Source organism: Paraburkholderia sediminicola (assembly GCF_046026675.1).
Lineage (GTDB): Bacteria > Pseudomonadota > Gammaproteobacteria > Burkholderiales > Burkholderiaceae > Paraburkholderia > Paraburkholderia sediminicola_F.
Genome location: NZ_JAQQEY010000002.1, coordinates 1,199,360 through 1,211,862, shown reverse-complemented (window position 1 = coordinate 1,211,862; position 12,503 = coordinate 1,199,360). Strand labels below are relative to the sequence as shown.

Annotated in this window: 11 protein-coding genes; 1 reads left to right on the top strand and 10 read right to left on the bottom strand. The window is 58.7% G+C overall.

Translation table 11 applies throughout. The features are described from left to right. Nucleotides 1-86 precede the first annotated feature (86 nt). Nucleotides 87-962 carry a helix-turn-helix domain-containing protein gene (locus tag PQQ86_RS25320; RefSeq protein WP_408273170.1) on the top strand — a complete coding sequence of 292 codons (876 nt, stop codon included), beginning with the start codon at nt 87-89 and terminating at the stop codon, nt 960-962. A 62-nt stretch (nt 963-1,024) separates the two neighbouring features. On the opposite strand, the gene PQQ86_RS25315 is transcribed toward PQQ86_RS25320, so the two are convergent. From PQQ86_RS25315 to PQQ86_RS25270, 10 genes are all read right to left on the bottom strand, one after another. Beyond that, on the bottom strand, nt 1,025-2,077 hold the full coding sequence (locus PQQ86_RS25315) for a fumarylacetoacetate hydrolase family protein (protein ID WP_408273168.1): 1,053 nt from the start codon (nt 2,075-2,077) through the stop codon (nt 1,025-1,027). Between the two features lie 60 nt (nt 2,078-2,137). After that, complete coding sequence (locus PQQ86_RS25310) at nt 2,138-3,427, bottom strand: MFS transporter (RefSeq protein WP_408273165.1); 1,290 nt, start codon at nt 3,425-3,427, stop codon at nt 2,138-2,140. A gap of 102 nt (nt 3,428-3,529) precedes the next feature. Continuing rightward, a complete protein-coding gene (locus PQQ86_RS25305; protein ID WP_408233642.1) occupies nt 3,530-4,732 on the bottom strand; it encodes an acetamidase/formamidase family protein in 1,203 nt (400 codons plus the stop codon). 39 nt (nt 4,733-4,771) lie between these two features. Further along, on the bottom strand, nt 4,772-5,215 hold the full coding sequence (locus PQQ86_RS25300) for a GlcG/HbpS family heme-binding protein (protein WP_408273161.1): 444 nt from the start codon (nt 5,213-5,215) through the stop codon (nt 4,772-4,774). 293 nt (nt 5,216-5,508) lie between these two features. Beyond that, the gene (locus PQQ86_RS25295; protein ID WP_408273158.1) at nt 5,509-5,841 is read right to left on the bottom strand and encodes a hypothetical protein; all 333 of its coding nucleotides are present in this window, start codon (nt 5,839-5,841) and stop codon (nt 5,509-5,511) included. Nucleotides 5,842-5,945: 104 nt separating this feature from the next. After that, nucleotides 5,946-7,076, bottom strand: a complete 1,131-nt coding sequence (locus PQQ86_RS25290) for a YncE family protein (protein ID WP_408273155.1) — start codon at nt 7,074-7,076, stop codon at nt 5,946-5,948. Between the two features lie 108 nt (nt 7,077-7,184). Beyond that, a complete protein-coding gene (locus PQQ86_RS25285) occupies nt 7,185-8,303 on the bottom strand; it encodes a porin (protein ID WP_408273153.1) in 1,119 nt (372 codons plus the stop codon). Nucleotides 8,304-8,940: 637 nt separating this feature from the next. Further along, nucleotides 8,941-9,948, bottom strand: a complete 1,008-nt coding sequence (locus PQQ86_RS25280; RefSeq protein ID WP_408233659.1) for an ABC transporter permease — start codon at nt 9,946-9,948, stop codon at nt 8,941-8,943. Then, complete coding sequence (locus PQQ86_RS25275; protein ID WP_408233662.1) at nt 9,945-10,919, bottom strand: ABC transporter permease; 975 nt, start codon at nt 10,917-10,919, stop codon at nt 9,945-9,947. The genes PQQ86_RS25280 and PQQ86_RS25275 overlap by 4 nt, the downstream gene beginning before the upstream one ends. After that, complete coding sequence (locus PQQ86_RS25270; RefSeq protein ID WP_408273150.1) at nt 10,920-12,431, bottom strand: sugar ABC transporter ATP-binding protein; 1,512 nt, start codon at nt 12,429-12,431, stop codon at nt 10,920-10,922. It lies immediately after the preceding gene. Nucleotides 12,432-12,503 lie beyond the last annotated feature (72 nt).

The following is a 12,503-nucleotide window of genomic DNA, read 5'->3' as shown; positions in this document are numbered from 1 at the left end:
AGGATCTTGCCGCTTACCGAAGCGTCTTTTTTTGTATTCATGGAACCCGGCAAAGCGTCATGCGCGGCCTCGGTCCAAGTGGAGAAATGTTGGGTATGACGACAGTACCAATTGATGGCGACAAGCCCGTCTGGATTCTGCAAGGAAGTTTCGGGCGAGCAACGGTAAACTTCATTAGCCGTCCGCTTGTCGCTCACGCTCACTCCCAATACCAGTTCCTTTTCAAGCTTGGTGGAAGCAACTGCAATTTCCGCATCGGCACAGACGATTGCACGCTTACAGCGGCGCGGGCAATCTGTCTGAACCCTTGGGTCGAACACTCAAAAAGTTGCAGCGACGACGAGCCTTCCCTGATCCTTTCCCTCGTCGTCGAAGCCCCCTGGTTGCGCCAGCAATTGAAACTCGCCGAAAGCGGTACCGCAAGCATCTTCCCGAAGGCTGAGGTCGTCGTCACGCCGGACGTGCAGCACCATGTGGATCGCATCGCCGCGGCGATCACTAACCATCTGGTCGCTCAGGACGACAATTGCATGCCGATTCTCGCGGATCTGGTGACCGCACTCGGTCGGGACTTTGCCGATCCGGCATTGACGGCAGGCATCATCCCGTCAGGCAGACCGATCGATTTTCGCATTCGTAAAGCGGTGGATTTCATCAAGCACGCGTCGGTCGCGAATCCCACGGTTGCCCAGGTCGCTGCGCAAGTCGGCTTATCCAGGTCGAGATTCTTCCAGCAATTCCGACTATGCATGGGCATTTCACCGCAGCACTATATCGATTGGGTCCGCATGTCCCATGCGATCCAGCTTCTCGGCGCTAGCGATAAACCGCTTTCCGATGTAGCCGAAGAGTTGGGGTTCGAAGAACACAGCCACTTCACCCGTTTCTTCGCACAACACATGGGTGTGCCGCCCAGTGAGTTTCGCAGGCATTCGGTGACGCTGGACAGTCAGCGTGGTTAAACGGGGGTGTGGGGCCCCGAATGATCCCCACACCATCTGAGAACCAGAATGTTTAACCGGAATCAGTCCGCGGACTTCTGCACTGCGTAACCGCTGTCACTGATGGAGGTGTCAGCGGCTACCGGATTGCCAAGCACGCCGAGTCCATCGATTTCAACCTCGACCCAATCTCCCGGTCGCATATGCACCAGACCCGGTGTCGGAAACGGACCGTATTGACGCGAGAGATCGTGACCCTCGACATCATCCCGCTGAGGCTTCAGCGCGCCAGGCGTTCCCATCGCAATCAGGTCGCCTGGCCGCAAACGATAACCCTGACTCAGATAGCTGATCACTTGCGCAACATCCAACAGCATATCGTCGAGCGGTGCGCTCTGACGGACGACACCGTTGATGCGAGTCTTGATCGTGTGCTTCGCAGGATCGCCAAATTCGTCATGAGTCATCAACCACGGACCATAGGACCCGGATGCTTCGAAATTCTTGCCGAGGCCGAATTGACGATTGTGCATCTGGAACTCGCGAACCGATCCTTCATTGAGGCAGGTGTAACCCGCCACATGTTCCAGCGCTCGCTCCACGGGAATATAACGCCCGGGCGTACCGATGATGACCCCGAGTTCGCACTCGTAGTCGAACGCGCGTGCAATGGATTCCGGCGGCGCCAGAATCGGCTCGCCGGCGCCGACATAGGACGCAGCCGTGCGCATGAAAAGGTGGGGAAACTCCTTCGACGTTTGAAGTCCTGTCTCCGCAATATGGCTCTTGAAGTTCAACGCCAATGCCCACATCGCGTTCGGGCGGTCCAGGAAGGGCTTGAGCGTGACGTCAGCGAGCGCCCGATCGCCTTGCCGCCCTTCTGCCGCCAGCCGCAACCGCGTTAACCCATCCTCCCGCTCCAGGATTGAAATAAGGCTGGATGGCAGGTCCGGGGCGATGTCGGAGACAGCAACGAAATGCGTCGGGCTGGTAACTATTCCAAGTGCGGTACGGCCGCCGTCGGAGTAAGCAATAATCTTCATGATCGAAATTCTCTTTGCGTTAGATTGAAGAACTGGATGTGCAAGCTGAATGGAGAAGCGCTGTCCCATGTGCATCGACGGCGCCAGCAGCACGCTGGCGCCTGCGAGTCCAATCGACGACCTGTCAGTGAGCGAAGCGTGACGTGGCGAGTCTCAGTTCTCTGCCACGGCGCTGTCGGGAAACGTTTGAACCGCTCTGCGACCGACCAACGACAGGGCGGCGAGCGCGAGGATTGCCGCGCCCGCAGGCACAACGGAGGTGAGGACGATATCGCGCACCGGCCAACCGAGCGACAGCAAGCCCCCGCCGATCGCCGGCCCCACGAAGGACCCGACTCGCCCGATCGCATGCCCCCAGCCGACCCCGGTCGCGCGAATCGCCGGCGGATAAAAGGCAACTGCGAGCGCGGTTTGACCCATGATGCCGTTGACCAGACCAGCGCCGATCACGCCGATGAACAGCAGCACGATGGCCGGCGTCACCGCCACCTGGCTAAGGCTGCCGACGCTGATAATCACCAGCAACAATCCCACAACCAGCGCCGATTTCACCCTGAGCCTGCCGGCAAGCGTCATCATCGTGACCGCCACCGTCATCAGGACGTTGCCGCTCAGACCACCGATACTGAAGGCCGCCATGCCGACCGACGCATGGTCCGCTGAGAACCCGAAATCCACCAGCAGCGTCGGCACCCAGAACAGCAGTGCGTAGACGTCCATGAAGATCAGGAATGAGAACAGCCACAGCAGGCACGTATAGGCGCCCAGACCATTTTCGAACAGCGCCTTGAGCGGGTTGGACACACGCACTGCGGCGGCATCGGTTATCACCGGGCTGCGCGCCGGGAGGATGCGAAAAAACGCGGGAACCAGCAGGAAAGGAAGGACACCGCCGGTTACGAAGATCGATTGCCAACCGAAATGCCCCATCAGAGATCCACCGGCCACGCCGCCCGTGACGGCGCCGACAGACATGCCGGTCGTAACGAGCAGGGACGCCGCGACCTTATGCTTCGCACCAATGATGCCGGCCGCCGCCGTAATGGCGATCGGCAACGCCGCGCCCAGGCCGATGGCCGCCGTGAGGCGCATGACGGACAAGCTGGCGATATCGTTCGCAAACGCGGTCAGCAGCGTGCTCCCGGCGAATAGCACAACACTCGCGACACCCATGGAACGGTGTCCGAAACGTTGAGCGAGCGGACCGGAGATCATGAAACCGATCGCCGCGCCAATGTTCGTCGCGACAAAAACGGTGGTAAAGAGCGCCGGCGCCAGATGCCATTCATGAGCGAGCCTCGGCACGACAAAGGAGATCGACGTGGTGTTGAATCCATCTAAAACGATCACCAGGAAGCACACCAGCAGGGCCAGCACGGGCCTCACGCGGCGTGTTTTGGCCAGGCCGCCTTCCATGGACGGTTTCGGGTCTTTCGCAATCATCGAATCATCTCCTTTGCAACTCGTGCACGGGTACGCGACCCGGCTGACATGCTGTAGCCAGGCGCGAGCACACACCTGTTGAACTGACGCACCACCATGGACTCAGGCCCGTATAGACGCTGCGATGCGCTGCTGCAGCGCGGGCGTAAAAATGCGCTTGGGAAGCATGCAATGAATACCTTTGGGCGGAATGGTCGAGTAGACCGTTCCGGTCTGATTGGCGTATTGCGTCACACGGAAGCTGCCTGCCACGCTATAGATTCCGTAGCAATCTTCCGGTGCAATGCCGCTGGCGGCAGACAGCCAGCTGATCATCTGGCGCAGACAGGCAACCAGTGAATTCTCGAGAGAGTCGGAAAACCCGAAGCCGATCCAGTGGTCAGGCGTCTCCGCCATGGGCACATTCAGTGCAGCACCTTTGTGCAGGATGTACTGGATGCGCATCTCTTCGAAAGCCGTCTCAATCGAGGTCTGATCGACGTTGCCTTCACCCGAGGCGCCCATGGAGCCGCCCGTCCATACCCGCGCGCCGCTCACCTGCACAGGCAGGAAGATCGATGTGTCCACACCCAGCACGGCACAGTCGAGATTGCCGCCATAATTGCCGGCCAGATTCGCGCTGATGGGTTTCTCGCCGACCGGCTGCGTGGCGATATACGCCTGAAATGGCTTCAGCGGAATATTGACGCCTGGAACATACGCGGCGGCGGTCCTGTCCTTGTCGAATTTCAGATAGCGCAAGTAAGGCTTGAAATCGTGCGGCAAAGCGCCGACGCCGGGAGGCGCAGAGTTCCAGCCCCAGTCGATCGGCCGCATCTTCAACATACGGCATTCGACCAGATCGCCGGCTTCGGCACCGATGATCGAAATGGGCCCGATCAGCGAGAAGGGGCCGTTGGGGTACTTCTTGCGGATCGGCTCGCGCTCCTTGAAGGTCAGCCCATACTTTGCTTCATTGCCCCAATTGGTCCACGTGCCGTCATACCAGACCGTATCGCCCGACTTGATCACGACTGCCGTCGGCGCGCCCGGATCGATTTGCCCGACCTTGACCGTGTCCAGCGACGGCACCAGTTTGATGGTCTGACCTTCGCGCGAGGCTGCCGCGACAGCCGCCTCCTGCGACGTGCCGCTTTGCGCACGAACTGCGCCGGACAAACCTAAAGCGCCCGCCGCAAACGCACCGAAACCGAGCTTCAGGATCGATCGGCGGCAAGCATCGGTAGCATCGCTAGTCGAAGCATGCCTGTCATCCATGGGACCTGTTACGCCCGCTGCATCGCGTTGTTCTGTTTCGCGTTTCATGAAAATTTTCCCAGTATTGTTTCAGTAGGACACGACGTGTCATCGCACAGTCGTTGCACCGATTGCTTCAATTGCACCCTTGATAACCTGATCATCGATCTCAGAGGGCGCACCGCTCGCGCCGACGGCACCTAACAGATGCCCGTCGACAAAGACAGGAAACACACCCCGTGCCGGCAGAAACGGGGCGAAATACCCCGCACCCGCGACATTGCTGTACTCCGAAGGATCGTCCTTGAAGCGCTGCTCCAGCGTCGCACCGGACTGGCCACCGAGCGCAACGGAGGCAAAGGCTTTGCCGCGCGCGAAATCAACGCTTACAAAGGGTGCGCCGTCCATCCGCACGGCCATGACGAGGTGACCTCCTGGGTCGAGCACGGCAAAACTCATCGCGAGATGACGGCTCTGCGCGGTTGCCGTTGCGATTTCAACGAGCTTCAATGCCTGCTTCATGCTCAGCGAATAGCTTGCAAGCCGGGACACTGCCTGTTGCGCTTCAGTCGTCTCGGCAACGCAAACGTTGCTCAGAAAAGCAACGCACGCCGACCCAAGTAATGCGGCCAATACGGCCTTTTTTGACGGAACTGAACGACAGAATCTCACGCTAGTCTCCTCCTCATGACACCTCGAGCAGCGCTCGATAGATGAAGCTTATGCTGGACGGCGCGCGTCGCTATAACCAGAAAGATCGCGCGCTTACCAACACGTCCGATAACTTTTGTTCGAGCTTATCGCTGAGGACGCAGCCCCCAGCGCCACCCTTAAAGCCGAGCGTGTTATTGGCCGGACGCGGATGCGGGCGTAGCGGGCTTCGATGCAGCGGCTTTGCGCTCCGCATCCATCAGATTCTGCGGATAGTTATCCTGATTGCCTGACTCCCGATAGCCGTTCTTTTCGAGTGCCTTCAACTCGACGTTCTTCTTTTCCCGCCGGGCCTTGCGCGCAGCCTTACGCTGAGCTTTGGCGACCTGCTTTGGCGTTGATGCGCTCGTGGATGCGGACGCCTGCTCCCCACCATCCGGTTGTTGAGCCATCGCCATAGGGGCCTCGACAAGCATCAAGCCAAGCGAAGCGACGAGTGCAGCTGAAACTGCACGAAACTGGACCATGATTGAGTCTCTTTGAAAGTTGAATGACTGAAGATAGATGGGTCGTGATGCCGGATACTTTGTCGTCCGGCGCACGCTCTCGCGCCGGACGACTGGCGGATCGCTTACTGGGTCGCGAATACCGCTACGCCGGCACCCGCGAACTGCTCCGAGTGACCTGGGCTGTGCGGCACGAAGACACGATGAGACTCACCGTCCACCGCCACCGAGTGCGCGCCCGCCGTGGTCGGAACAATCGCGACGATGCTGCGCGTAGCGGCGTCGACAATGCCGAGCGCCGGGTCGAACTTCGCCGTCTTGCTGCCAACCTGCGAGACGTTGTCGGCCGAACGGTGACCGGCAGCCAGGAAGTAGCGATTGGACACCGGGTCGTACACGACTTCGTCCGCGCCGCCGAACGGCAATTCGGCGACGGTTTGTCCGTTCGTACGGTTGATGATCACCGTGGTCTGCTTACCACCCTCATCCGGATCACATCCGATCAGCGCATCGTTGCCCGGGCCCATTGCGAGACCGGTCGGGCCCTCACAACCCTTCAGTGCGAATACGTTCGCAACGGCAGGCTTGCCTTCGAGAACCGACGCCAGCGGAATCACATCGACCTCGCCTTTCGGGTTGGCTTTCGTACCATCGTTGTTCAATACGAAGTTCTTGCCCTTCGGGTCGTACGCGCACGCTTCAAGACCGGTCGAGTCCTTCAACGAAAGCTTCCCGATCACCTCCTGAGTCTCGGTATTGATGAAGGTAGCGAACGGCGGCTCCTCTGCGCCACTCGAGAACATCACGACATGATGATCGGGGTCCAGACAGCTCTCGTCGGCGCGAATGCCGGACGTGCTGACCGTAATCGTCTTAACCAGCTTTTTGGTTGCGACGTCGATCACCTTGACCGCGTTAACGTCCCCCACGTACACCAGCGACGTGCCCGGCACCGGGGTGACCCCTGACGGTCCCGATTTGTCATGGCTAGGCCCAATGCCGGCGAAGTTCGCCGAAATCTGATCGAGCAACGTGGCCGTTTTCGCGTCGAACACGTCGAGCGTTGCATTCGCTCCGTCCGCAAGGTAATACTTGCCGTCCGCCGACGCGCTGATATCGAAGCCGAACGGCTTGGCGCTCGTCACCGGAATATTTGCAAGCCATTTGGGCGCGGTCTCAGCCGCGTCGCTAGCCCATGTATAAGCGCCAAGTGCCAAAGTACCCGCTAATGCCACTCCAAGGTATGTGCGTTTCATGTGTTGACTCCTCCAATCAATCGTTAAAATTTCCGGCCGTAGCCGGGGCGGGGAGCACTTCCCCAATTCGGTTATCGCAGTGCAGACAAACCTGCGAAATAAGGGTGCTTAGAAAGCGTGATACATGCCGATTCGCACGTCGGCCTGCTGACCAGCCAGTGAAGGCGCGAAACTCCCGCCGATGACGGCATCCACACCGGATGACGCCTTCAGGTAATCCGAGGAGATATAGACCTGGGTACGTTTCGACAGCGAATAAAGCGCCGCTGCAGTCACCTGATTCCACGTGTGGCCTTCGAAGCCGGTGTGCTGATAGCCCAAGACAAGCTGCGTGGCAGGCGTCACCTGGTAAGTCGCACCGGTTTCATAGACATGCATGACCGAGGTCTGTGCCTGGTACTTCAGGACGGTGTCGCTGAAGTCGCCATAGAGCGTGAAGTCTCCAATCGCGTACGATGCACCGATTCCGAACGTTCCCAGAGAGCTGAGCTGGAACTCGGGCACCAGATCGGTCGCGGCATTGCCCGACACAGTGGCGACAGGCACATTGAAGAACGTGTGGACGCCAATTTGCGCATAAGGATCAAGCGTGGGCTTGGCCTGGTACGTGTAGGCCGCCCCAACGATCAAAGGTCCATTGGCGTATTGCAAACCGGCACTCCAACCGCTTCCGTCATGGAAGCTGCCAGCCGTATTGCTAAAGCCGTACATCGCGCCGAACGTGAAGCCGCCCCATACGGGACTCGTGTACTTGATGGAATTCTTTATGCGGTCATTGTTGGTGTGGTCAAAGTCACCCTGGTGGATCGCGTAGCCGCTGCCGGAGGCTCCCACGTTGAACTGCCCGAAGAAATCCGCGCTGAAATCGAACTGATTGCCCATTGTCAGCGTGCCGTAGTCAGTCTGCAGCCCCACCCAAGCTTGCTGGCCAAATAAGGTGTTCGGCTGATTGAGCTGGCCGTTGTTCAGGTTAAACAGCGTCGACAACTTAAACACGGTCTTGACACCACCGCCCATATCTTCGGTGCCCGTCAATATCCACAGATTCGGAAACAGCACACCACTATCGGCCCTGTAATTATGGCGACCGCCATCGTTGTCGACGAACGTGATACCGTTATCCAGTTTGCCGGCCATCGTAATGCTACTCTGCGCAAAGCTCGCACAGCTCAAACCGGCGCTGCACAGCCCCGCACCAATGACCGCGGCAATCGTCCTTCGTTTCATGTCTTCCTCACTCGCTCTAAGTAATGGATTCACCGCCAGCCGCTTCCGCCTTCACAGCTCGCATTTATATATTCGTTGTACGAATCGTCTAGGCAGGAAAGACAGGCTAAAAGAAACACACGACGCACCTGCAAGACAACCAGATTGCCTCGGTCGTCGCCTTCGCCGGCTTTCCGACCCACCACCACGCCAAATCCTTCCTCAAGCCACATCTATGCATTATTCATGCAATCGATTGCATTCTATTACGCAAACTTTGCTGACCAAAGAGTTTATCGACTCACGTTTTCCCTTGGTATTTCGACTAATCAGACGAGATTTATTAAACAATCAATTGCTTAATAGTCCGTACTAATAGCGGTGCTTTCTGGAGCACCGTGATCGTTGATCGCTCTATTCTCCCGGTGCGTTCTCGACCGCTCTGGCTACCAACTGCGTTTGTGCCGACCGGATCGTTATCCAGATAATACGGAACATCGGGTTAAAGTCCTTGACCTCGCAGTCTCGCCGCTTATCAAAGCGTCCGTTTTCGTGACTAACGTTAACCGGACATAGCGACAATCACGGCAAAGGGCAGGCAAGACGAACAACGCAACGAGCGACAAACAACCTTGAGGTCATTTGTCGCCCGACAGAGTCAGCCGATCCGCTCTTTTCGGCCCCGTCCGAGCACGTCCGCGAGCACGGCAATGAGCAGAACGGCGCCAATGATCAATGGCTGCCAGTTTGCGTTGAGGTTCAGGAGGTTCATCCCGTCGATCACAAGCGCAAGAATGAGACACCCGGACAATGTGCCCACCAAGCTCCCTGCGCCACCGAACAGGGACGTGCCACCAATCAGTATGGCCGCGATAACGGGAAGCAGAAGCGGCTCGCCCATGGCCGAATCTGCGGCATTGACCCGCGCGAGATAGATGAGCGCGGCGATCCCGGACATCAAGCCACTTATCGTATAGACAGCAATTTTGCGCCGGCGCACCGGTATGCCTGAGAGCCTCGCAACCTCGCTATTGGCGCCAATCGCGTAGATTTCCCGGCCGAAATTGAGCCCTCCCGTGACGATCGTCGCGCCAATCAGCACGAATACCATCATGTAGACGGGCAACGGTATGCCGCCGAGGAATCCTGTGCCCAGTGCCCTGAACCCCGTCGGAAAGCCGTAAATTTCGTTGCCGCCCATGTAATGGAACGCGAGCCCCTGAACGACCCAAAGCATCCCGTAGGTGGCGAGAAACGGTGGAAGCCGCAGCAACGTCACGGCCAGACCGTTGAGCAGTCCGATCAGCGTACTGCATGAAAGCGCGGTTGCGGCCGCCAGAATCGGCGACCCGCCTGTCTTCATGACCCCCGCCGCCAGACAGGCCGACAACGTAAGATTGGCCGCAATCGAGAGATCAAAGCCGCCGGACAGGATCACCAGCGTGAGCCCGGAGGCGAGCAGGAACATCAGGCTGGCCTGACGCAGAACGTTGAGCAGATTGGGGGCTGTGGAGAACGCAGACGTCGCGAAAGCAAGTGCCATCGCAATTAGAACGATGAGTACGGCGCGATAGATCAGCGTGGCCGTTTCCTCGCGGACATGATGACGCACATCCAGCTGGCTGACGCGGGACCACACAAAGCGGGAGTTGTTCAGAATACTCATGCTTTCGCTCCATTGACTCTGGATTTGCGCACACTATCGACAACAACGACAAGGAGTACCAGCATCCCGACGGAAACAACCTGAAGAGAAGACTCAACACCGAGCAGATTCAAGGCATTGCGCAAAACGCCGATCGTCAATACGCCCATAACTGTGCCGAACAACCAGCCTTCGCCACGCTCGAAAGACGTGCCACCGAGGACCACGGCCGCAATCGCATCGAACTCCATGCCGATCGCCGAGGCAGGCTCGGCCGAATTCATTCGCCCAACCAGCACCAGCGCCGCCAATCCGACCATCAAGCCGCTGAACACATAGATCGCAATATGAAAGACTTTAGCCTTGATACCTGCAAGAAGCAGCGCATCCCGATTACCGCCGATGGCGAACACATAGGTGCCAAACCGCGTGTGATACAGCAGGAGATGCGTGAGCGCATACGCGAGGAGCGCAAACATCACCGGAAACGGAACGCCGAGAAGGGTCCACGCGTAGAACTGGGCCACGCTGGGGTTCGCGACGACAACCGCGTTGCCGTCCGTCAGCACCAGCGCGACCCCGTGGGCAATACCGAGCGTGCCGAGTGTGACAACAAAGGGAGGAAGCCCCAGCTTCGCGATGAGAACGCCGTTGAAGAGACCGGTCAGCATCCCCACCGCTACTGAAGCACATAACGCCAGCGCGATGCCCCACCCCAACCCCAGAGCCTGGGCGAAAACGACCGCACAGAGACTGAGGAGCGCGCCCACAGAGAGGTCGAGCCCCTCGCTCAAAATGACCAGCGTCATCGGCATGGCAATCATGAGCAGGATCGAGACCTGCAGTCCGATGTTGGTGATGTTGCCACTCGATGCAAACCCGGGCACGCCGAGCATCGCCCCCGCCGCAAGTGCGCCGCTCGCCGCAACAATCGACGGCACGGGCCGTCGCTTTCGTATCACACTGATTTTTTCAACAGTTGCGTCCATCATTTAACTCCCATGCATCGCCAGACGAAGAATGTTCTGTTCGCTCAAGCTTTCTCTGGGCAATTCACCCGAGATCACGCCTTCGCGCATGACGTATGCGCGATCGCAAACGTGAACAATCTCCGTCAATTCAGAACTGATGAGTAGAACGGCGGCACCGTCTTTAATCAGCTTCTCGATCAGGTTGAAAATTTCCGTCTTTGCACCTATGTCAATGCCGCGCGTCGGTTCATCAAATATGAACAGCCGGCAGCCGGCACTGAGCCATTTGCCAATCACGATCTTCTGCTGATTGCCGCCGCTCAGGACACGAGCGCACTTGTTGGGGTCACCCGGCGCGATCCGCAAGGATTCGATGAGCGCTTTAGTCGCACTCTTTGCTTTCTCCGCTCGATACCACCCTTTCGGAAAGAGTTTCCACAGGCTTGAAGTGAGTAGGTTTTCATGCACGGAACGCTTCAGTGCCACCCCCTCCTGCTTCCGGTTCTCAGGAATCAGACCTACGCCCATCGCCGCGACTTTGTGAGGACCGCCGGTCACAGCCTCCCCAAAAACGGTGACCTGGCCGGTTTGAATCGGGTCCGCGCCGAAGACCGCCCGCACGACCTCTGTGCGCCCGGCGCCGACCAGTCCCGAGAGTCCGACGATCTCGCCGCATCGAACCTGCAAATCGACGCCTCGAACGCCGGTTGAGGTGGTCAACTGGCGCACGTCGAGCGCGACCTTGCCCGGTTCGCCGAAATATTGGCGCTTGTACACGGTCCCGACTGACCGACCAACCATCAACGCGATCAGCTCATCGGGTGTCGCCGCGGTGGCCGGCATTGACTGCACCAGACGGCCGTCACGCAGTACCGTGACGCGGTCACCCAGGTCGAACACCTCCTTCATGCGATGGGAGATATAGACAATCGCGGCACCGGACTCGCGCAGCTTCCTGACGACACTGAACAGCGCTTCCGCCTCGCGATCGGAAATCGCTGCCGTGGGCTCGTCCATGACCACCACGCGTGCATGGTGCGAGAGCGCCTTCGCGATCTCCACCATCTGCTGCTGCGCGACGCCGAGATCGGCCGCGTACGCGTGGGTATCGTAGGTAAGTCCAAGCTCGTCGAGCGCGGCTCTCGCGTCGAAATGCATCTTGCGATGATCGATCAGGCCAAAGCGATTTCGCGGTTCGCGCCCCAGGTAGATGTTCTGCGCGATAGTCAGATGCGGTACGAGGGAGAACTCCTGGAAGATCACCGCAATGCCGAGTCGCCTGGCGTCGGCAGGCGACTCGATGGTTATCGGTTGGCCGTTGCTGAAGAACTCGCCTGAGTCGGCTTTGTACGCGCCAAACAATACCTTCATCAAGGACGACTTCCCCGCACCATTTTCGCCGAGAAGCATATGCACTTCACCGGCGTACAGCTGAAGGTCGACGTCAGTCAGGGCGCGCACGCCCGGGAAGCTCTTGCAGATCTTGCGCAGTTCCAGAAGAGGCACGCCATCGCTCGGAATCGTTGTTTCCATGTTTGCCTTCATTTTGTGGCTCGAGCAGTCACTGGCGGTGCCGACGTATCGCTCGAGCGATATCCGGCGTCG

Coding starts and splice junctions, on each gene's coding strand:
- PQQ86_RS25320 (WP_408273170.1), top strand. CDS start 87: ATGTTGGGTATGACGACAGTACCAATTGATGGCGACAAGCCCGTCTGG.
- PQQ86_RS25310 (WP_408273165.1), bottom strand. CDS start 3,427: ATGATTGCGAAAGACCCGAAACCGTCCATGGAAGGCGGCCTGGCCAAA.
- PQQ86_RS25305 (WP_408233642.1), bottom strand. CDS start 4,732: ATGAAACGCGAAACAGAACAACGCGATGCAGCGGGCGTAACAGGTCCC.
- PQQ86_RS25295 (WP_408273158.1), bottom strand. CDS start 5,841: ATGGTCCAGTTTCGTGCAGTTTCAGCTGCACTCGTCGCTTCGCTTGGC.
- PQQ86_RS25290 (WP_408273155.1), bottom strand. CDS start 7,076: ATGAAACGCACATACCTTGGAGTGGCATTAGCGGGTACTTTGGCACTT.
- PQQ86_RS25285 (WP_408273153.1), bottom strand. CDS start 8,303: ATGAAACGAAGGACGATTGCCGCGGTCATTGGTGCGGGGCTGTGCAGC.
- PQQ86_RS25280 (WP_408233659.1), bottom strand. CDS start 9,948: ATGAGTATTCTGAACAACTCCCGCTTTGTGTGGTCCCGCGTCAGCCAG.
- PQQ86_RS25275 (WP_408233662.1), bottom strand. CDS start 10,919: ATGATGGACGCAACTGTTGAAAAAATCAGTGTGATACGAAAGCGACGG.
- PQQ86_RS25270 (WP_408273150.1), bottom strand. CDS start 12,431: ATGGAAACAACGATTCCGAGCGATGGCGTGCCTCTTCTGGAACTGCGC.